This window comes from Streptomyces viridochromogenes (genome assembly GCF_001270495.1).
In the GTDB taxonomy this organism is placed as follows: Bacteria; Actinomycetota; Actinomycetes; order Streptomycetales; family Streptomycetaceae; genus Streptomyces; species Streptomyces viridochromogenes_A.
The window spans coordinates 12,785-33,211 of sequence record NZ_LGUR01000162.1 but is presented as its reverse complement, the minus strand read 5'-3'; the positions used below and the strand labels follow the sequence as shown (position 1 = coordinate 33,211).

At 73.1% G+C, this 20,427-nt stretch carries 16 protein-coding genes and 2 pseudogenes; 4 read left to right on the top strand and 14 right to left on the bottom strand.

Features of this window, described 5'->3' with window-relative positions; translation table 11 throughout:
• Positions 1-2: 2 nt before the first annotated feature.
• Both ADK36_RS16630 and ADK36_RS16625 read right to left on the bottom strand, forming a co-directional pair.
• Positions 3-543 (bottom strand): annotated as a pseudogene (locus ADK36_RS16630) (RNA polymerase sigma factor).
• Positions 544-602: 59 nt separating this feature from the next.
• On the bottom strand, positions 603-2,042 hold the full coding sequence (locus ADK36_RS16625; RefSeq protein ID WP_048580039.1) for a S8/S53 family peptidase: 1,440 nt from the start codon (positions 2,040-2,042) through the stop codon (positions 603-605).
• A gap of 148 nt (positions 2,043-2,190) precedes the next feature.
• Here ADK36_RS16625 and ADK36_RS16620 point away from each other — a divergent pair, with 148 nt between their 5' ends.
• Both ADK36_RS16620 and ADK36_RS16615 read left to right on the top strand, forming a co-directional pair.
• On the top strand, positions 2,191-4,761 hold the full coding sequence (locus ADK36_RS16620) for a CHAT domain-containing protein (RefSeq protein WP_048580038.1): 2,571 nt from the start codon (positions 2,191-2,193) through the stop codon (positions 4,759-4,761).
• A 72-nt stretch (positions 4,762-4,833) separates the two neighbouring features.
• A complete protein-coding gene (locus tag ADK36_RS16615) occupies positions 4,834-5,592 on the top strand; it encodes a DUF899 family protein (RefSeq protein WP_048580037.1) in 759 nt (252 codons plus the stop codon).
• Positions 5,593-5,643: 51 nt separating this feature from the next.
• Here ADK36_RS16615 and ADK36_RS16610 read toward each other — a convergent pair whose 3' ends face one another.
• Positions 5,644-7,461: a LuxR C-terminal-related transcriptional regulator gene (locus ADK36_RS16610; RefSeq protein WP_053198074.1), complete on the bottom strand. Its 1,818-nt coding sequence runs from the start codon at positions 7,459-7,461 to the stop codon at positions 5,644-5,646.
• Between the two features lie 94 nt (positions 7,462-7,555).
• On the opposite strand from ADK36_RS16610, the gene ADK36_RS16605 reads away from it, so the two are divergent.
• The gene (locus tag ADK36_RS16605; protein ID WP_048580035.1) at positions 7,556-8,641 is read left to right on the top strand and encodes a M12 family metallopeptidase; all 1,086 of its coding nucleotides are present in this window, start codon (positions 7,556-7,558) and stop codon (positions 8,639-8,641) included.
• Positions 8,642-8,754: 113 nt separating this feature from the next.
• Here the strand turns inward: ADK36_RS16605 and ADK36_RS16600 are convergent.
• From ADK36_RS16600 to ADK36_RS16590, 4 genes and pseudogenes are all read right to left on the bottom strand, one after another.
• Positions 8,755-10,131, bottom strand: a pseudogene (locus ADK36_RS16600) (NtaA/DmoA family FMN-dependent monooxygenase); the annotation flags it as partial.
• Between the two features lie 20 nt (positions 10,132-10,151).
• The gene (locus tag ADK36_RS16595; protein ID WP_053198072.1) at positions 10,152-11,375 is read right to left on the bottom strand and encodes an LLM class flavin-dependent oxidoreductase; all 1,224 of its coding nucleotides are present in this window, start codon (positions 11,373-11,375) and stop codon (positions 10,152-10,154) included.
• Positions 11,376-11,483: 108 nt separating this feature from the next.
• The gene (locus ADK36_RS51450; RefSeq protein WP_425315284.1) at positions 11,484-11,588 is read right to left on the bottom strand and encodes a putative leader peptide; all 105 of its coding nucleotides are present in this window, start codon (positions 11,586-11,588) and stop codon (positions 11,484-11,486) included.
• 289 nt (positions 11,589-11,877) lie between these two features.
• Positions 11,878-13,479 carry an FAD-binding oxidoreductase gene (locus tag ADK36_RS16590; RefSeq protein ID WP_053198071.1) on the bottom strand — a complete coding sequence of 534 codons (1,602 nt, stop codon included), beginning with the start codon at positions 13,477-13,479 and terminating at the stop codon, positions 11,878-11,880.
• A 177-nt stretch (positions 13,480-13,656) separates the two neighbouring features.
• On the opposite strand from ADK36_RS16590, the gene ADK36_RS16585 reads away from it, so the two are divergent.
• Entirely contained in the window at positions 13,657-14,397 is a 741-nt protein-coding gene (locus ADK36_RS16585) for a class I SAM-dependent DNA methyltransferase (protein WP_053198069.1), read from the top strand.
• Here ADK36_RS16585 and ADK36_RS16580 read toward each other — a convergent pair.
• From ADK36_RS16580 to ssuE, 7 genes are all read right to left on the bottom strand, one after another.
• Positions 14,345-15,241, bottom strand: coding sequence for a glutathione S-transferase C-terminal domain-containing protein (locus tag ADK36_RS16580; RefSeq protein ID WP_048580031.1), 897 nt, complete (start codon positions 15,239-15,241; stop codon positions 14,345-14,347). The two genes, ADK36_RS16585 and ADK36_RS16580, sit on opposite strands and share 53 nt — an antisense overlap.
• Positions 15,242-15,346: 105 nt before the next feature.
• Entirely contained in the window at positions 15,347-15,502 is a 156-nt protein-coding gene (locus ADK36_RS49540) for a hypothetical protein (protein ID WP_199830194.1), read from the bottom strand.
• A 90-nt stretch (positions 15,503-15,592) separates the two neighbouring features.
• Positions 15,593-16,051, bottom strand: coding sequence for an RrF2 family transcriptional regulator (locus ADK36_RS16575; protein WP_048580030.1), 459 nt, complete (start codon positions 16,049-16,051; stop codon positions 15,593-15,595).
• 52 nt (positions 16,052-16,103) lie between these two features.
• Positions 16,104-17,333: an acyl-CoA dehydrogenase family protein gene (locus ADK36_RS16570; RefSeq protein ID WP_048580029.1), complete on the bottom strand. Its 1,230-nt coding sequence runs from the start codon at positions 17,331-17,333 to the stop codon at positions 16,104-16,106.
• Between the two features lie 123 nt (positions 17,334-17,456).
• Positions 17,457-18,635, bottom strand: a complete 1,179-nt coding sequence (locus ADK36_RS16565; RefSeq protein WP_048580028.1) for an LLM class flavin-dependent oxidoreductase — start codon at positions 18,633-18,635, stop codon at positions 17,457-17,459.
• 40 nt (positions 18,636-18,675) lie between these two features.
• Positions 18,676-19,872 (bottom strand): SfnB family sulfur acquisition oxidoreductase, encoded by a 1,197-nt coding sequence (locus ADK36_RS16560; RefSeq protein WP_048580027.1) that lies wholly within the window; start codon positions 19,870-19,872, stop codon positions 18,676-18,678.
• Positions 19,869-20,426, bottom strand: a complete 558-nt coding sequence (gene ssuE / locus ADK36_RS16555) for an NADPH-dependent FMN reductase (RefSeq protein WP_048580026.1) — start codon at positions 20,424-20,426, stop codon at positions 19,869-19,871. Before ssuE ends, ADK36_RS16560 begins: the two co-directional genes overlap by 4 nt.
• Position 20,427: the final 1 nt, after the last annotated feature.

Here is a 20,427-nt window from a genome sequence, read left to right as displayed (position 1 = left end):
GTTCACAGTGCTCCCCGTGCGTCGAGTCGGGCGCGCAGTCGGCGCAGACAGCGCTGGCGCAGCGGCCCGATGCTGCCCACGGCGATGCCCAGTGCGGCGGACACCTCGTGGTAGCTGGGCGGCGGCGAGGCCATCAGCACGCGCAGCAACTGGCGGCAGCGGTCGCCGAGTTCCTCGAACTCCTGCCACATCCAGCGGATCCGCTCGGACTCGGCGGCGGCCTCCTCGGAGTCCAGGACGTACTGCTCGGGCGTACGCTCCTCGCTGACCCGGTCGAGCAGCTGCGGATCGCTCGTCACGGTCAGCCGCCTTGAGCTCTTGAGCACCTTCAGGCATTCGTGCCGTGCGGTGGATCCGCCCGAGATGCTGGGCGAAGCGGAACCAGACGGTCTGGTACACCTCGTGGGCGTCGGCGTCGGAGAGCCGGTGTGCGCGCACGACGGACCACAGCAGCGGGCTCAGCCCCTCTACGAGCGCCTTCCAGGCCGCCGCGTCACCGTCGACGGCGGACTGGACCAACGCACCGACATCCGCACGGTCCACAGCCCCACCCCTCGTGTACGGCAAGTCATCGTACGCCGCGGAGGGGGCGGTTCCGACCCTCATGACCGAGGAGCCGGGGGTGTGACGGAGACAGGGCGCCAGGTCGGGGGGCGAAGGGCCGGCACATGCGCCCCTCGCACCTCCGCGAACCCGGAGTTCGCCGCGAGCATCTTGTACCGGGCGACCCGGGGGTCGCGCTCCGCCTGCGCGCTCATGTGGGCGGCGATCATGCCGGCGACGAGGGGCGTGGCGAACGAGGTGCCGCTCCAGTGCGCGTACCCCTCGAACATCACCTGGTCGGGCCCCGCGCCGCCGACGCCCTGCTCGCTCAACACGCCGGTGTGGCGCGGGGCCTGGCAGGTGCAGGAGTAGCCGAAGCCGAACCGGCAGGCGTCGTAGGTGGAGTGCTGGTACACGTACGGCACGGGGGTGTCGAAGCCGGTGAGGGCGCTGGTGAGGCGCTCACCGGGGGCGTACACCTTCACCCAGCCGCCGTGGTTGCTGAAGCAGGCGCCGAACTCGCCGTCGCCGCGCAGCGCTCCGACCGACAGCACGACGTCCTGGTAGTCGGGCAGGTCGGCGTAGGCGGCGGGCCAGAAGGGGGTGGCGCTGCCGTTGTTGCCGGCCGCCGCGACGAGCAGGGTGCGCTGCTCGCGCAGTTCCAGCATGAACGCCTCGACGCCGAGCAGACCGTCGGTGCGGCCGTTGGAGGTGCCGGCGGAGAGGCTGAGGATGTCGGGCCAGCCGCCCGCGTCGACGGCCTCGAAGAGCTTCTCGCCGAACTCGGACTCCAGGATGGCGCCCGCGTCGTGGAGCGTGTTGCGGACCGTGATGTCCGTGTTGGGCGCCACGGCGGCGACGAGCCCGGCGATGAAGGTGCCGTGGCCGACGTACTGCTGGAGGATGCCCTGGCCGTCGCACTCCTGGACCTGGGCGTCGCCCTCGGTGTGGGCCAGCAGCGGGAAGGATCGGTAGTCGTGCATGAGGCCGGTGTCGATGACGAGGACGCCGACGGCGGTGTCCGGGTCGTGGACGCCCTCGGCCGCCGTGGGGTTGGTGCCGTCGGCGAGCGGGGCGGGCGCGGGTTCGTCACCGGGACAGGAGTTGACGTCTCCCGTGATCCCCACGAGGTGGTTGCGGCTGACGAGCCGTCGTCCGGCCCGGCCCTCGGTCTCCCGCAGGGCGCGCAGGGCGTGCGCCACGGTGGGGTCGCCGCTGCGGTCTCCCGCGCCGGGGTCGCCGACCCGGATACGGGTGATGCCCGAGCGGTTGGTCCGCGGGCTCGCGCGGCGCACGTTGTCCTGGACCAGGTCGGGGTCGGCGGTGAAGTGCGCGCGCACGGTGTCCTCGACGACGCGGGCGTCCTCGCCGTCGCGGACCAGCACGTACCCCTTCTCGTAGATGAACTCGGCGGAGTCGTCCGGTCCCATCGCGAGGGGGACGTCGGGCATGGAACGCTGGATCTGCTCGAACTGCTCGTGGAATCGCTGTGGTGCCATGGCGGGTCCTCCCCCTGAGGCGACGTTCGTCAGTCAGAGCCGGGCGGTCGCTGATTGATACAGCGCCAAACGGGTGTGGCATGGTTCCGGGGCAACTACCATCCCTGGAGTGACAGCGGGAAGCGACTCGGTTCTCGAACTGCTGCCGATGGTGTTCGCCGCCCCGAACGACGCGCTGGCGAGGGCGGAAGGGGTGCTCGACGCCGATCCGTCGCCGTTGCACGCCTCCGTCGCCCACCAGGTGATCGGCATCTGGCAGCGGGACTGGGGCGATATGCGCATCGCCCTCCACCACCTGCGGCGTGCCCGGGATCTCGCGGCGCGCGCGGAGTCGGCCGACCGGGAGGCGGACGTCCTGGCCGCGCTCGGCGTCGCGTTGGTGCACGCGGGCCGCACCCAGCAGGGGTTGGCCGCGCTGGAGCGCGGGATCGAGCGGGGCAGCGGACATACTCGCGCGCGCGTGCTGTACCGCCGGGCCTACGCCCGCTGGGTCCTCGGCCAGCACCGGGAGGCGCTGGAGGACGTGCGCCGGGCGATCCCCGTGCTGCGGCAGGTGGACGACGTCATCTGGACCGCTCGGGCGCTGACCCTGCGCGCCACCGTGCATCTGGCGCTCGGCGCGGTGGACCGGGCGGACGCCGACTTCACCGCGGCCGAGGCACTGTGGGACACGACGGGCCAGGAGCACGACAAGGCCGACGCGGTGGAGAGCCGGGGGCTCGCGGCGTTCCGGTCGGGCGACATCCCGGCCGCGCTGCGGCTGCTCGACGAGGCCGAGGAGCGGTACGCCAAGCTCGGCACCCCGACGTTCATGCTGAACATCCGCCGCTGCGAGGTGCTGATGGCCGCCGGGTTGGCCCCGGAGGCGCTGGGCGAGGCCGACGCGGCGATCGGCGTGCTCGACGGCATCGGCGGCCAGTCCACCCGCAAGGCCGAGCTGCTGCTGGCCGCCGCGCGTGCCGCCCGGCTGGCGGGCGAGGCGCACACCGCGATCGCGCGCGCCGACATGGCCGTACGGCTGTTCGCCGGGCAGCGGCGCAGCTGGTGGGAGACGCATGCCCGGCTGGTGCTGATCGAGGCGCGGGTCGCCGCCGGGCGCAGTTCGGGGCGGCTGGTGGCCGACACGGCGGCGGTCGCCGAGCGGCTGGCGTCCTTCGGCGCGCCGGCCGCGCCGGAGGCCTCGCTGCTCGCGGGCCGGATCGCGCTCGGTCTGGGCTGGCGGGCCGACGCCGAGCGGCATCTGGGCGTCGCCGCCCGCAGCCGGCACAGCGGTCCGCCGCTGGCGCGGATGACGGGCTGGGCGGCGCAGGCGCTGCGGGCCCGGGCCGCCGGGTCGGGGCGCGGCGTGGTGGAGGCCTGCCGGCGCGGCCTGGACGTGCTCGACGCGCACCGGATGACGCTGGGCGCCTCGGAGCTCAGGGCCCGCGCCACCGCGCAGGGCGCCGAGCTCGCCGCGCTGGCCCAGCAGGCGAGCCTCGACTCCGGCGGTCCGCGCCGGCTGTTGGTGTGGAGCGAGCGCTGGCGGGCCACCGCGCTGTCCACGCCGCCGACCCGGCCACCGGCCGATCCGGAGCTCCAGAGTGTCCTGACGGCGTTCCGGGAGATCGCGGCGCGCGCCGAGGAGGCCCGCGGCGAGGCCCGTCCGGTTCCGGCGCTGGAGCGCGAACAGCGGCGCCTGGAACGGGAGATACGCGCCCGCACCCTGCACCTGCGCGGCGACACACCCGGCGACGGCTTCCGCTTCGACCCGGGCCGGCTGCTGGAACGGCTCGGCGAGGACGACGTACGTCTGGTGGAACTCGCCGTGCTGGACGGGCGGGTGCAGGTGCTGCTGTGCGGGCAGGGGCGGGTGCGCCGGTACGAGGGCGGGCTGCTGGCCGACGCGGAGACCGAGGCCGAGCATGTCCAGGCAGGGCTGCGGCGGCTGGCCCACCCCGGGGCGGAAGGACGGCTGCCGGTCGTCGAAGCGGCGGGGCGGCGTCTGGAGGAGCTGCTGCTCGGTCCGGCGGCGGCGCATCTGGGCGACGGGCCCGTGGTCGTCGTACCGCCGTCCCGGCTGCACCGCGTGCCGTGGGCGCTGCTGCCGTCGCTGCGCGAGCGGGTGCTCAGCGTGTCGCCGTCGGCGAGCAGCTGGCTGCGCGCCCGGGAGACCGAGCCGCCGCCGGGTGGCCGCCAGGTGCTGGTGCGCGGGCCGGGTCTGGCGACCGGCGGTGCGGAGGTGCCGCATCTGGCCGGCCGGTACGGCGGTGCCGTCGTCCTGGAGCACGCCGACGCGCGCGTGCCGCGCGTATTGGAGGAGCTCGACGGCGCCGCGCTGGCCCATATCGCCGCCCACGGTACGTTCCGCGCGGACAGCCCGCTGTTCTCGTCGCTGCGGATGGCCGACGGGCCGATCGTCGTGCACGACTTCGAGCGCCTGGACCGCAGCCCGTACCGGATCATCCTCTCCTGCTGCGACACGGCCCGGTTCGCGTCGGTGGGCGCCGACGAACTGCTCGGCCTGGTCACCGCGCTGCTGCCGCTGGGCACGGCGGGTGTGGTGGCGTGCACCGCGCCGGTCAACGACGCCGCGGTGGTGCCGCTGATGCTCGCCCTGCACAAGGGGCTCAGCGAAGGACTCTCGCTGGCGGAGGCACTGCGCGACGCCCGGGCGGTCCTGCCGGGCGACGCGCTGCACCAGGCGACGGGGTGGGCGTTCTCGGCGTTCGGTGCGGCGTAGGGGCGCTCGGCGACCGGAGGTCCGGCCGTGCTCGGCCGATGAGTTCGTGCGGGCTGTCGGGTCAGTACCCGCATGACTGATGTGAACAAGCCACCGGTCGTCTCCCGCGAGGAGTGGCTGGCTGCCATCGACACCCTGCGCGCCCGCGAGAAGGCGCACACCCGAGAAGGCGACGCGATCGCCGCCGCCCGGCGACGGTTGCCCATGACCGAGGCGGACCCGTCCGCTCCGCTCGTCGGAGGCAAGGGGCACGTCCCCCTGATCGACGTTTTCGAGGGCCGCACCCAGCTGTTCGTGTCGTATCACATGTGGCACGACGGCCATACCGCCGCCGACCAGTGCGAGGGCTGCACCTTCTTCACCGGCCAGGTCCGCGAACTGGCCTATCTGCACCAGCGTGACGTGACCTTCGCCGTCTTCTGCCAGGGCCCCTACGAGGAGTCCGACCGGTACCGACGCTTCATGGGCTGGGACATGCCCTGGTACTCCGTTCCCGCCGAGTCGCACGAACGGCTCGTCGCCGGGCGGCACTTCGGCATGAAGGCGTGCTACCTCCGTGACGGGGACCGCGTCTTCGAGACGTACTGGACCACCGGCCGCGGTGTCGAACCCATGGCTGCGTCCTACGGCATCCTCGACATGACGGTCCACGGACGGCAGGAGACCTGGGAGGACTCGCCGCCCGGATGGCCGCAGCCGTACGCGGCGCGCGGCGAGCAGTTCCGCGAGTCCGGGCGGCCGACCGCGCAATGGGCACGCATCGCCGCCGGCCACGATGACGACCTCCACGGCGCACAACCCCCCACCGGCGGCTCAGGCTGCTGCTCCTGAATCCCGGCGGCGCGGCGTCGGCCACGGACCGCACCGGTCGTTCCGCGCGGCTCACGCCGACCGCGCGTCCGGCAGCTCCACCAGCCACGGCAGTGCGCCCCGGTCACCGGCGCCGAGGCGGGCATAGGCGCTGTAGAGGTGGTTGCCGACGGTACGGACGGACAGGGTGAGCTTCTCGGCGATCTGGCGGTTGCTCAGTCCGGCGGCGGCCAGGTTGACGATCTGCCGCTGCCGGGCGGTCAGTTCGCCCAGGACGAGGCCGGAGAGCGCCGGAGTGCGGGCGCCCTGGCAGCGCCGGGCCAGGGCGACGGCACGCGTGCGTGCGGTGCGCGCGGCCCTCGGGTCGCGGTGGGCGCGTACGGCCTGGGCGTGCGCCTCGGCCGCGAACAGCAGGAAGCCGCGCTCCTCCAGCTCTTCGGCCACCCGGTCCAGGGCGGGGCCGTCGCCGCGGTCGAGCGCGGCGGCATGGGCGGCGAAGACACCGGTCAGGCGGCCCGCGGCACGCTCGGGGGCACCGAGGCGGACGGCGTCGTACGCGTCGCCGGTGATCGCCTCCACCGCCCCGTCGGCGGCGCCGCGGACCGCTGTCGGCCGGGTGACCGCCCCACCCCCGTGGGAGCGGCCACCCGAGATCTTGTGCGCGGCCGGAGCATCGCCCGACTGCGCTGCGGCGAGAGCGAGTTCGAGACGGCAGGACGGATCGTCGCCGCTGTCCCGCAGTCCCTCGCGCGCCCATGCCGCCGCCTCCCGCAGCTCCCCGCGCAGGCGCGCGAACCGGGCGCGTACGGCCGCGTACCCGGCCGGTACCGGCGCGCCCTCCGCGACCAGCCACTCCCCCACGGGCGTGGGCATGTCCCGTACGTCCGCCTCCTCGATGCGGCGGATCAGCTCGGCCCGCTCGGCGTCGAGGGCGGGGCCGCACTGGTCCGGCGTACGCGACAGCCGCCTCGCCCGCAGCCGGCCGGCCGCGGCCCGCAGCACCGGGCCGTGCAGGGGGTGGGCGAGGCGGACGGCGCCCCGGTCGTCGACGTGGACCAGGGAGTCGGCCTCCAGCTGTTCCAGGGCACGGAGGGGGAACGCGGCCAGGTCCAGCGGCAAGGGCTCGGCGAACGCGAGGCGTTCGAGGCTCTCGCGCTCGTCGGGGCAGGTGCGGCCGAGGACGTGTGCGGTGCGCTCGCGTACCGCCGGGGTGACCGGCACCGGGCCGCGCCACGCCCACGCGTCCGAGTCCGGGACGCGGCTGAGCAGCCCGCGCTCGCGCGCCCCGACGACCAGGTCGCGCAGCAGCCGCAGGTCTCCCCGGCACAGGCGGTGCAGCCGGTTCACGGTGAGCGGCTCCGGGCCGTCGCCGTCCCTTCCGCCCGCCAGCAGCCGGCCGGTCTCCTCGCGGGGCAGCGGCTCCAGGGTGAGGCGGGGCAGGAGTTCGCCGGTCCACAGCCGGGAGATCGCGCCCGGGACCGGGGCGCCGTCGGTCGTGACGACCAGGAGCCGGGTGCGTCCGTGCACGGCCAGTTGGTGGACGAGGGCGGCGGAGGCGTCGTCGAGGAGATGCGCGTCGTCGACCAGGAGCAGCCGTACGCCGGACAGGTGCTGGAAGGCGCCGTGCAGGGAGGCCGACTCGGGCACGAGGTGCGCGAACGCGGCGAAGCGGATCCGGCGGGTCTCCGGCGTGCCGGCCACCCGGACGCGGTCGCTGCCGCGGACGGCCTCGGTGACGAGCCGGGTCTTGCCGCAGCCCGCGGGGCCCGTGATCACGATGCCGTTCCGAGCGGCGCTCAAGGACCCGCGGACCAGTTCGAGTTCGTCCTCCCGGCCGATGAACGGCCAGGGGGTGTCCAGGGTCTTCGCGCCCCGTTCGAAAGTCGTCACGGCAATAGGAGCGCGATGACTCACTCCTGATACACGGGTACTTGAGTAGCCCTCGACTCAGGCGCCCGCGGCGTGCCGACGGCAGCCTGGTCGCATGACCGCACGCTACTGCTCCCTCGCGCGGCAGTCGGTCCCCGTCTTCGCACCGGGACTGGCCGCAGAGCGGCTCAGTGCGCTCATCGGCGGAAGCCGGATGTGGGTCAACGGCACCGTGCTGCACTACTACTTCTTCGACCGGGACTCCGACGGATCCGTGATCCCCGATCCGGAAACCGGCCGGACCCAGCACGTCCCGTGGGTCGGCGGCAAGGAGCAGCGCGACGTCGTGCGCGAGTGCTTCCAGGAGTGGCAGGGCCTCGGTATCGGGCTGTCGTGCGTGGAGGTGGGCGACCGGTCGGAGGCGGAGCTGCGCATCGGGTTCCAGCTCGGTGACGGCTCCTGGTCGACCGTGGGCAAGGACGCGCTCCAGGTCGGTCTGAACGAACGCACCATGAACTTCGGCTGGGACCTGACCGCGCCCGGGGAGCGCGGCACGGCCCTGCACGAGATCGGGCACGCGCTCGGCATGCTGCACGAGCACCAGAGCCCGTTCGCCGGCATCCACTGGGACGACGAGGCCGTGTACACCGATCTGGCGGGCCCGCCGAACTACTGGAGCCGGGACAGGACGTTCTTCAACATCCTGCGCAAGCTCGACCCGGACGAGGTCAACGGCTCCGTCTGGGATCCGCACTCGATCATGGAGTATCCCTTCTCGGCCGGGCTGATCCTGGAGCCGGAGCAGTTCCGCGCGGGCCTCAACCCGCCCGGCGTGCTGTCCAAGGCCGACAAGGAGTTCGTCCGCCGCTGGTATCCGCCGGCCGGGTCGCCGGGGCCGCGGGAGCTGGTGCCGTTCCGTTCGGTACCGCTGCGGCTCGGGCCGGCGGAGCAGGCCGACTTCGTCGTCGAGCCGCCGGAGACCCGCGAGTACACGGTGGGCACCTTCGGTGACAGCGACGCGGTCGTCGTGGTCTTCGAGGAGCGGGACGGCGAGCCCCGCTACGTCACCGCCCAGGACGACGGCGGCACCCCGCACAACGCCACCGTCAAGGCCCGCCTCGTCAAGGGCCGCCGCTATTTCGTCCGTGTGCGTCTTTACGCCAACTGGGGTTCGGGGGAGACGGCGGTCATGTGCTGGTGACGGCACGGATCCGCTGACGCGCACGGATGCGACAGTCCACTGTCCGGCGCCGGGGGGAAGCGGCCGGGACTGACGTCTCCTTCGGGGGAGGGAGACGTCAGTCCCGGCCACCGTCACGACGCCGCCCGCCGGTCGTCGCCGATCTGGTCGGGGTGCGCCAGGCCCAGGTGGTCGCGGAGGGTCGAGCCCTCGTACTCGGTGCGGAAGACGCCCTGTTCCTGGAGCAGCGGGACGACCTTGTCGGCGAAGACGTCGAGGCCGCCGGGGGTGATGTGCGGGACGAGGATGAAGCCGTCGCTCGCGTCGGCCTGCACGAAGTCGTTGATGGTCCTCGCGACGGTCGCCGGGGAGCCGATGAAGTTCTGGCGGTTGCCGGTCTCGATCACGAGGTCGCGGATGGACCACTTGTTGGCGGCCGCGAGCTCGCGCCACTCGCGGGCGGTGGCCAGCGGGTCGCGGTACATGCGCACCTGGGCTCGGCCACGGGAGATGTGCTCCTCGCTCACCACCGGGTCGACGTCGGGCAGCGGGCCCTCGGGGTCGTACGCGGACAGGTCCCGGTTCCAGACGAACTCCAGGTGCTTGATGGCGGTGGCACCGCTGACCTGCGCGCGGCGCACTTCCTTGGCCAGTTCCTCCGCCTCGGCGTCGGTGTCGCCGAGGACGAAGCTCGCGGCGGGCAGGATGAGCAACTGGTCGGGTCGGCGGCCGTATGTGGCGAGGCGGTTCTTGACGTCCCGGTAGAAGGACTGCCCCGGCTCCAGGGCCGCGTACCGGCTGAAGATCGCGTCGGCGGACGCGGCGGCGAACTCACGGCCCTCGTCGGAGTCGCCGGCCTGGAAGACGACGGGACGGCCCTGGGGTGAGCGCGGGACGTTGAACCGGCCGTGGATGTCGAAGTGCTGCCCGCTGTGCACGAAGGCACCGGCCTTGGCGTCCCGCAGGAACGTGCCGGTCTCCTGGTCGGCGAGGATCTCGTCGCCGTGCCAGGAGTCGAAGAGTTCGTTCGCCGTGGCCAGGAACTCCTTGGCGCGGGAGTAGCGCTCCTCCTGCGGCAGGAAGCCGCCGCGGCGGAAGTTCTCGCCGGTGAAGGCGTCCCAGGAGGTGACGACGTTCCAGGCGGAGCGGCCGCCGGAGAGGTGGTCCAGGCTGGCGAACTGGCGGGCGACCTCGTAGGGCTCGTTGAAGGTGGAGTTGATGGTGCCGGTCAGGCCGAGGTGCTCGGTGACGGCGGCGAGCGCGGCGAGGACGGTGAAGGTGTCGGGGCGGCCGACGACGTCGAGGTCGTAGATCTGCCCGCCCTGTTCGCGGAGCCTCAGTCCTTCGGCGAGGAACAGGAAGTCGAACTTGGCGCGTTCGGCGGTCCGGGCGAAGTGGACGAAGGAGCTGAACTCGATGTGGCTGCCGGCCTTCGGGTCGCTCCACACGGTGGTGTTGTTGACGCCCGGGAAGTGCGCGGCCAGATGGATCTGCTTCAGCGGCTTGCTCATGTCGGTGCGGTCCTTCCGGCTCAGGCGCTGGCGGTTGCGGTTGCGGTTGCGGCGTAGCGGTTGGCGGGGCGGGCCAGACCGAGCAGTCCGCGCAGGGTGTCGGCCTCGTAGGCCCGGCGGAAGGCGCCGCGGCGCTGGAGTTCGGGGACCAGCTGTCGGGTGATCGCCGGGAGATCGTGGCCGACGACGGCGGGGCGCAGCCGGAAGCCGGTCAGTCCGCCGCTGTGCAACTCCTGGAGAAGATCGGCGAGTTGGGCGGGTGTGCCGGTGAAGACCAGGGCGTCACTGGGGTACGGCTGTCCCGCGAGCGCGTCGAGCCGTTCCCGGCGTGCCGTCGCGGCGGCTGGGTCTTCGTCGAGGAAGACCAGCAGATCACCGAAGACGTGCAGGGGCTCGGCGGCCCTCCCGGCCGCGTTCTGCTCGGCGCGGATCCGGGCGACGACGGCACGTGCCTCGTCGACGTCATGCGGGGTGACGTAGCCGATGTCGGCTGCGCGGGCCACGAGCCGGTACGGAACGGTGTCGTGGGCGAGGGCGCTGACGATCGGCTGACCCTGCGGCGGACGGGGCGTGATGGAGGGGCCCTTGACGCTGAAGTGCCTGCCCTCGAAGTCGATGTAGTGCAGCTTGTCGCGGTCGATGAAGCGGCCGGTGGCGGCGTCCCGGATCTCGGCGTCGTCCTCCCAGCTGTCCCAGAGGCGGCGCACCACCTCCACGTGGTCGGCGGCCTCGTCGAAGAGGTCGGTCACCACCTCGTGGGCGGCCGGGCTGTCGTAGGCGTCGATGCGCGGGATGGTGCGGCGCCCGAAGTGCGCGGCCTCGTTCGGGCGGGCGGTGATCTGGATCCGCAGGCCGGCGCGCCCCTGGCTGACGTAGTCGAGGGTGGCGATCGCCTTGGATATGTGGAACGGCTCCGTGTGGGTGGACACCACCGTCGGCACCAGACCTATGTGGCGGGTCAACGGGGCGACACGGGAGGCGATGAGGACGGCGTCGAGGCGGCCGCGTATCTGGTCGGTGCGCTCGTCCGGGTCCAGGAAGTGGGAGGACTGCGGGCCGAGGCCGTCCTCGATGGTCACGAAGTCGAGCAGTCCGCGTTCGGCCTCGGTGACCAGGTCGGCCCAGTACGCGGCGGTGAACAGATCCCGGGGCCGGGACACCGGCTCGCGCCAGGAGGCGGGATGCCAGCCGGTGCCGTCCAGGGCGACGGCGAGGTGCAGGGAGGAAGCGGGAGTTGATGACACGCGTCTGTGCCTTCCTGGAAGTCCGTACGAGATCGCCGGCCCTCGTTCAGGGGTGGGCGCGGCGGTGGGGCGAGCACGACCGAAGCCGAGGGAGAGGGAGCGGGAGAGTCAGGAGCGACAGAGCGCGCCGGCCACGCGCTGGAGGTCGATGTGGGGCCGGGAGTACAGGTGGGCGTCGTGGAACACGTGCGTCACGTCCGCCCCCTCCTTCATCGCCTCGCGCGCTGCGGCGCCTCACACATCTCGTACTGAGCCACAACACCCTGACCTCCGCGAGTGTTCCCGCCCGGTCCAGGATCCGGACGGCCCGCTCCGGCGGCTTCCAGGTGGTGCCGGTGGACGGTGTCGAGTTGGACCAGGGTGACCCGCAACTCGACGTCCACCGCAGTGATCTGATCCTGGATCAGGTACACACGCCCGTCCAGCCAGCGTCGTGCCCGCTCCGTGCGTCGTGGCCGATCCGGCCGCGGAAGGCCGGGCCGGTGTGACGCCCTGCCGCGGTTCAGGCCGCTCGTACCGAAAGGGCGTGGTGGAAGACGTGGCGAGGGTCCCACTTCGCCTTGATGCGTTGGAGCCTGCGGTAGTTGTCGCCGAAGTACAGGGTCTGCCAGGGCGCGCCGGTGTTCCGGGCGGGGTCGGCGAGATCCGTGTCCGGGTAGTTGATGAAGGCGCCGTCGGCGGCAGCGGGGGCGCCGCCGGTGTCGGCGTACAGGTCCTCGTACAGCTCACGCAGCCAGCCGATGTGCCGGGCGTCGTCCCGGGGGTCCTCCCATCCGTTGACGTAGAACATCTTGATGCTCGCGTCGCGGTGGGGGGTCGCGGTCGCGTCCGCCGCCACGGTGTTGACCTTGCCGCCGTGGGTGTAGAGGCTGAGGCTGCCGCCGGGGTGGTCGTAGTCGGGCCGGGTCAGGTGGTGGTGCAGGGCGTCGATCTGCCGGTCGGTGAAACGTCGGCGCAGATAGCCCGACTTGACCTTCAGCCGGTAGACGGGCCCGGGGTCGCCCGGTGAGCCGGCCAGGGCCGCGGCCAGCCAGGACTGGTTCCGCACGCTGCGGACCGGCTGGACCGGCACACCCCGGTTGATCGCGGCGATGTGCTCGTCCAGCATCCGTTCGGCGCCGGAGTCCGCCGCCACCTGGCCGATCATGAGGACCGTCCCGGACGGGCGGCGGGTGAGCGCGAGTTCGCTGTAGAGGGCGAGGTACGGGGAGTCGGGGGCGCTGTGCCGTTCGGCCCACGCCCCGTGGTTGCGGACCAGCCGGGCGAAGGACGTCCTGTCGAGCTGCTGCCAGTCCCAGGAGACCGAGAAGCTCAGCACTCCGGACGGCGGGGCGGGCAGCAGGCCGGACGGGTCGTCGCCGTCGGCGCCGGGCGTCCGGAACCAGTAGCGGGTGACGATGCCGAAGCTGCCGCCTCCGCCGCCTGTGTGGGCCCACCACAAGTCCCGGTTGGGATCGGCGAGTTCACGTGTGGCAACCACACTGCGGGCCTTCCCCGCCCGGTCCACGACGACGACTTCGACGGCGTACAGATGGTCCACGGACAGGCCCATCAGGCGGGACAGCGGACCATAGCCTCCGCCCAGGACATGGCCGCCGACGCCGACGTCGGCACACCAGCCGGCCGGGACCGTCACGCCCCAGCCGAGGTACAGCCTCCGGTACACGTCGCCCAGCAGGGCACCGGCCTCGACGGCGAAGGCGCGGCGGCCCGGGTCGTACGAGACGCCCGTCATGGCGGACATGTCGACGACCACCTCCACGGCCGGGTCGGCGGCGAAGTTCTCGAAGCCGTGGCCGCCGCTGCGGACCGTGATCCGCCGGCCGCTGTCCACCGCCTGCTGCACGGCCCGTACGACGTGCGCGGTGGTGCCGACCACCCAGACGTGCTCCGGCTCGCCCACGAACCGGCGGTTGTAGCCCCGGGACGCCAGGGACCGGTACCGCGGATCGCCGCGCCCGACCATGGCCGGGCCGGGCGCCGGCGGGCAGGACGTCGCGTCCGCCGCCGCGACCACGCCCGTGCCCAGCCCGGGCACCACGACCCCCGCCGTCGTGGCGGCCAGGCCCCCGCGCAACACGTTCCTCCTGCTCAATGCACTCATGACGTCTCCTAGGACGGCCTTGGAACTCCTCGATTCCCTCAGGCACGAAGCTAGGCGGCGCAGCCGGCGAAGGCAGTCGTCCCAGCCCCCCGGTCACGGTGGTGCCAGCACCCCGATCGCCGGCACTGCCGTGAAAACGGCGTGCTCAGGTATGGCGGCCGGCAGTACCGTCGTGGCGTGATCGATGACGACGGCTACTTCGGAGAGAGCATCGCGGCCGGCTACGACGAGTCGGCGGCGGACATGTTCCGTGCCGATGTGGTGGGTCCCGCGGTGGACGTACTGGCCGAACTCGCCGGCGACGGCCCGGCGCTCGAACTCGGTGTCGGGACCGGCCGGATCGCGTTGCCGCTGGCCGCGTGCGGGGTCCCGGTGCACGGGATCGACATGTCCCGGGCCATGGTGGACCGACTGCGCGCCAAGCCCGGCGGCGACGCCGTCGAGGTGACGGTCGGGGACTTCGCGACGACGCGGGTGGCGGGCGAGTTCGCGGTCGCCTACCTCGTCTTCAACACGATCGGCAATCTGACGACCCAGGACGCCCAGGTGGACTGTTTCCGCAACGCCGCATCCCATCTGCGGCCGGGCGGCTGCTTCGTCGTCGAGGTGGGCGTGCCCGACCTGCGTCGGCTGCCGCCCGGGCAGAGCGCCGTACCGTTCCACATCAGCGACACACGCTGGGCGTTCGACACCTACGACATCGCCACCCAGGCGATGAGCTCCAACTACGTCACCATCACCGACGGACGCGCCGAGCACTGGTCCATCCCGTTCCGGTACGTCTGGCCGGCCGAACTGGACCTGATGGCCCGGCTCGCCGGCCTACGGCTGCGTGACCGCTGGGAGGACTGGACACGCGAGCCGTTCACGAGCGAGAGCGGCAAGCACGTGTCGGTGTGGGAGAGGCCGGCCGACTGACGTCGCGTGCGTACGCCGCCCAGTCCACGATCTGTACCGCGGCGCCCGCCGCCTCCTCGCCCCGGCAGTGGGCGTGGTGCCTGCGGGCGATGCCGTCCAGGTCGAGGTGGGCGCCGAAGGCGGGGTGCGCCGCGAGGCGTCGTGCGTAGGCCCACACCTGCGGATGGTCGGTGACGCGGGTGACCGCGGCGGCGTCCAGGTGATGGCGGTGCACGGTGTCCAGTTGCACCAGCGCCACCCACAACTCGACGTCCGCGAGGGTCGGTTCGGCGCCCAGCACGTACTCCTGGGCGGCCAGCCGCAGCTCCAGGGCGTCCAGCGCGTGCGTCAGGGTGGCGAGGGCGCTCTCACGTGCCGCAGGGTCGCCGTCCGGCCGGCCGGCGCGTTGCGCGGCCTCGGTGATGTCCCGCTCGCAGAGTCGGCCGATGCCTTCGACGGCAGCCTCGGCGCCGCGCGGGAAGAGATCCGGGCCGCGGCCGCCGAACCGGCGGGCCAGGTCCCGCAGGATGTCGGGGGCGTGCGTGCTGACGATCGTTCCGGTCCAGGCGTCACTGAGCACCGGCGCGACCGCCGGTCCGGGGTGCTGGTGCGAACTGGCCTCGTACAGCGGGCGCAGCTCCGGATGCCCACCGTCCGGGGCGTCCGGGACCGCGGGCAGCAGCGTCACCGGGAGGATGTCGCCGAGGCCGAGCAGGCTGTGCGTGACGGCGATCCGCAGACAGTGGGGGCACGAGAGCGACAGGTGGAGTCGGTAGCGGCGGGGCGCGGCGTAGTAGCCGCTGCGCGGGTCACAGCCGATCCTGCTCCGGAAGGACGGCACGGCGGACGGGGCTGGGGCGGACATGCGTCTCCCTGGGGGTGCTCGGTCATGGGCATACGACGGCGAGGGCGCGCGGCGGCTTCGGCGCGGCCGGGATGCGGCAGGTGAGCGGGGGGGTGAGGGGGAGATTCAGGCGCGGGCGGACCTGCCGCCCACGCCGTGCGGGTAACTTGCCGCACTGCACACACGCACGAGGTCGATGTGGCGGCGGGACGTCAGCAGGGGCAGCGGCCGGACGGCGACGCGGACCACGTCACTGCCGAGGTCCAGCGCGATGCGACCCATGGTTCCCTACCAATTCACTAGGATTCCCTGAGTGGAGTGTCGGGCCACATGCGAGCCACGTCAAGAGGACGACGAGCAGCGAGACGCCGGTCAGGGATTGGTCCACGCCTCGGGGTCGTCCGCGAGGCTCAGGACGTCGTCGGGCAGTTTGGCCGCCGCGACATGGGCCAGGGTGACCTCGCCGAGGATCTTGCGGACGTTGGCGCGTACGGCGATCCACAGGGGCAGCAGGGACTGAGCGGGACCGATGTAGGAGAGGTCGGGCGGGCGTACGCCGCGCACCGAGACCAGGGGGCCGTCCGCCACCCGGATCACGTCCGCGATGGGGATCGAGTCGGCCGGGCGGGCGAGTCGGTAACCGCCCTTGCCGCCGCGCTGACTGACCACGAGGCCGCCCCGGCGCAGGTCGCCGAGGATGCCCTCCAGGAACTTGTGCGGAATGCCCTGCGCCTCGGCGATCGCTTCGGCCTTGAGCGAGGTGTCCTCCCCTGCCGCGGCCAGCTCCAAAGCCGCTCGCACCGCATAGTCCGCCCTCGCCGAAATCCGCATGCTGAGATTATCCATCACCGCCGTGCCCGTTCCGCGCCCGCCCGCCCCTCGGTCAGGCGGGGAGGCTGAACGGGGGGTGCGCGCCGTTGAGGAAGTAGTCCCCGACCTCGCGCAGTCGGTGGGCGACCGGCTCGCGCAGGGTGTGCGTGCGGGTGTCGCGCCAGAAGCGGTCCAGGCCGTGTCGCGCGAAGGCCGCGGGCACGCCTACGGCGTCCAGGGCATGCGTGCTGATCTCCTGCGCGGCCCGGGAGGCGGCCGCCTCGGCCGCGCTCGCGAGGACGGCGATCTCCGCGCACTCCTCGTCGTCCAGGTCCTCGCCCCGTCCGAGGCCGCGCGTCAGGGCCGCCACCGCCTGGTCGGCGAGCGCGGACGCGGCGCGCGCGGCCACGGCGAGTTCGCCGTACGCCGTCAGAACGTACGGATCCTGCGGCGGGCTGCCCGGCCAGGGCTGGGGCGAGAACGGCTGCCAGGCGGACTGCGCCGCCCGGCCGTGCTCGCGGACCTCGCCGAGCAGCCCCTCGGCCGCGCCGAGACAGCAGTGGGCGGAGACCAGCCTGGCGGTCGGCACGGCGAGCCCGGTGAAGGGTGCCAGGGCACCGTCGTCCGCGGACAGCGAGCCGAGCACGTCGTCGGCCGCGACCGGCACGGAGTCGAACCCCACGCCGCCGGCGGCCGCCAGCCGCTGGCCGAAGGTGTCGCCGCCGTTGCCGCTCACCAGGCCCGGGTGGGCGGTGTCGACGAGGACGGCGAGGGGCTCGCCGGTGCCGGGCACGGCGGCGCGGACCACCAGCCGGTCGGCGACCCCGACTCCGGAGCCGTACCTCTGGTGGCCGTCCAGCAGGAAGCCGTCCGTCGTGGGGGTCAGCATGAGCGGCGGTTCCTGCGAGGCGATGCCGCCTCCCCAGTACCACTCCCCCGCCGCGGACGCCCGCTCGACGCGTGCGGCGCGGTCGGGGCCGGCGAAGAACCGGACGCTGTGGGACAGGAAGTAGTGGCTGCCGAGCAGATGGCCGATGGCCCCGTCGGCCGCGGCGACTGTTCGCACGACCGTGTAGGCGGTGCGCCAGTCCGCGCCCCCTCCGCCGAGTGCGGCCGGTACGAGGAGGGTGAGCAGCCCCGACTCGCGCAGCCGCGCGACCTCGTCGAGAGGCGGCTTGCCCGCCTGCTCGCGCTCGACCGCGTCGGTGGCGAGGTCGTCGGCCAGCTCACGGGCCGTGTGCGGCCAGTCGACCGGCCGGGCTCCGGCTTCGGCCGCCTCGTCGGCCGGTGGTGCGCTTGTCATGGCGGACTTCCTTCACGGCAGAAGAGAAACGCTGTCCCGGGCTGCCCGGCCGACCCGGTCAGCGTCATCCTCACTCGCCCGACCGAGAGGGGTCAACACTTCCCTAGTAAATCGATAGGAAATCTAGGGAATATGCGTCGCCTTGGCCGATTCCCGCTCCACGAAGGGCACCTGAGCCTCGGACCGTGCGGCCGCCGCGCTGCGGAACGGGTGGTTCCACAGCCCTTGCGCCTCCAGCCGCGGCAGCACGCCCTCACCGAACCAGTACGCCTCCTCCAGGTGCGGGTAGCCCGACAGCACGAACTCGTCGATGCCCAGCCGGTGGTACTCGGCGATCCGCTCGGCGACCTCTTCGTGACTGCCGACCAGCGCCGTGCCCGCGCCACCGCGGACGAGGCCGATGCCGGCCCACAGGTTCGGGTGGATCTCCAGCTCGTCGCTGCTGCCGCCGTGCAGGGCGAGCATGCGCTGCTGCCCCTCGGACTCGCTGCGCGCGAGCCCGGCCTGCACGGCCCGTACGGTCTCCGTGTCGAAGCCGGCCAGCAGCCGCCGGGCCTCCGCCCAAGCCTCCTCACTCGTGTCCCGGGTGATGACGTGCAGACGGATGCCGAAACGGACGCTCCGGCCCTCCTTCTCCGCCAGCGCCCGGATCCAGGCGATCTTCTCGGCGACGGCGGCCGGCGGCTCGCCCCATGTGAGATAGACGTCGACGTGCCGGGCGGCGATCTCCCCGGCGATGGGTGACGAGCCGCCGAAGTACACCTCCGGGACCGGGTCGGGCACGCGGGCCAGCTTCGCGTCCTCGACCTGGAGGTGCTCGCCGACCAGGTCGACGGTCTTGCCCTCCCACAACCCCCGTACGATCTGCAGGAATTCACCGGTACGGCGATACCGGTCGTCCTTGTCGAGGAAGTCGCCGTAGGCGCGCTGCTCGTGGCTCTCCCCGCCCGTCACCACGTTCAGCAGGAGCCGTCCGCCGCTCTGGCGCTGGAAGGTGGACGCCATCTGCGCGGCGAGGGTGGGCGAGACGAAGCCGGGCCGGAAGGCGACCAGGAACTTCAGCCGCTCGGTGTTCTGGCTGACCATCGCGGTCGTCAGCCAGGCGTCCTCGCACCAGGCGCCGGTCGGGGTGAGCGCGCCGACGAACCCCAGATCCTCGGCCGCGCGGGCGATCTGGCTGAGGTAGGCGACCGTCGGTGGCCGGTCACGGCCGGACACGGTGGCGGGGGTGCCGTGTCCGCCGCCGACGACGTGGCGGCTGTCGCCGTTGGTGGGCAGGAACCAGTGGAACGTGAGGGACACGTCGGTCTCCGATCAGAAACGGGGGGCGTCGGACGGGGCTTCACAGCAGTCCGTGCCGGGGCGGCCTGGTGCCGTTCAGCACGTGGCGGCCGATGTGCTGGACCTTCCAGCGCGTCGGGTCGTGCAGGGTGTGGGTGCGGGCGTCGCGCCAGTGGCGGTGCAGGCCCAGGGAGTCGAGCGCCGACCGGGTGCCGGCCACCTCGAAGAGGGCACTGCCGACCTCCACGGCCGCCTCCGCCGCGGTCACCTTGGCGGCGGCCACCGCGATCGAGGACTCGGCGGCCGAGTCGTCGGTCAGCTCGGCGCGGGCCGCGTCCACGGAGCGCGCCGCGGTGGCGAGCAGCGCGTCGGCGGCCCGGACCCGGATCGCCAGTTCGCCGAACCGCTGGATCAGCAGGGGGTCCTCGGCGGCGGCTGCGTGTCCGTCGTCGACGCTCTCGAACCAGGGACGGCTCTTGGTGCGGACGAACTCCACCGCCTCGGCCAGGGCGCCGGAGGCGATCCCCGCGTCGATGGCGGCGTGCAGCAACTGGGCGACGGCGCCGTGGAGTTGGGGCCCCTGGAAGGTGAGGTGGTGCGGCACCACCCGGTCGGCGGGCACGGGTACCGACTCCAGGCGGACGGTTCCGCTGGCGGTGGTGCGCTGCCCCATGCCGTCCCAGTCGTCCACGACCGTGAGACCGGGCGCGTCCCGCGGTACGTACGCCACGTGCAGGTTGTCGTCGTCGGCGCGGGCGAGGACGGGGATCCAGTCGGCGAACAGGGCGCCGGTGGAGTAGTGCTTGACGCCGTCGAGAGCGTACGACCCGTCCGGGCGCCGCCTGAGCCGCGTCCGGATGTCCTGCACATGGCTCGTGCCCGCCTCCGACTGGGCGTTGCCGAACCGCTTCCCCGCCAGGACCTCACCGAAGAAGAACTCCTGCTGCTCCCGCGTCCCCTGCCGGCGCAGCACGTTGACGTACACGAAGTGGCTCTGCGGGATCTGGGCGAGGCTGGCGTCGGCCGAGGCCAGCAGCCGGAAGATCTCGGCGAGTGTCTCCGTGCGGACGTCCGCGCCGCCGAACCGCGCGGGCACCGTCACCCCGAGGAGCCCGGAGGCGGACAGCCGCTCCAGCTCCGCGTGCGGCAGCCGGCGCCGGGCGTCCCGCTCGGCGGCGTCCTTGCGGAAGTCCGCGGCCAGTTCGGCGGCGACGCCGAGGGCCTCGGCGTCGCCGGCGAGGACGTGCGCGGCGGTCATCCGGTGGCCGCCAGCAGGGTCGGGCGGCCACCGAGGGCGAGCGAGAACTGGTCGGTGACCTGGGCCAGGGCCTCGGCGGTGCCGGGCGCGACGGTCAGGGTGCCGTCGTCGCCCACGGCGATGTCCTTGTCGAGGGTGAACCAGCCCGGGGTGATGTGGGCGGGACCCATGGAGTTGAGGACGGGGCGCAGGGCGTAGTCGATGGCCAGGACGTGGGCGGTGGTGCCGCCGGTGGCCAGCGGGAGGACGGTCTTGCCCGCGAGGGCGTACTGCGGGAGCAGGTCGAGCAGCGACTTCAGCAGGCCGGAGTAGGCGGCCTTGTAGACGGGGGTGCCGATGACGATGCCGTCCGCGCGCTCGACCAGGGCGGTGGCCTCGACGATCGCCGGGTGCCGGAAGTCGGCGTGCAGCAGGGCCTCGGGCGGGAGGGTGCGGACGTCGAGCGGGATCACCTCGTGGCCCTGGGCCGCGAGCCGGTCGTCCAGGTGGCGCAGCAGCCGCGCGGTGCGGGAGCCGGCGGAGGGGCTGCCGGAGACGGAGAGGATGGTGGCCATG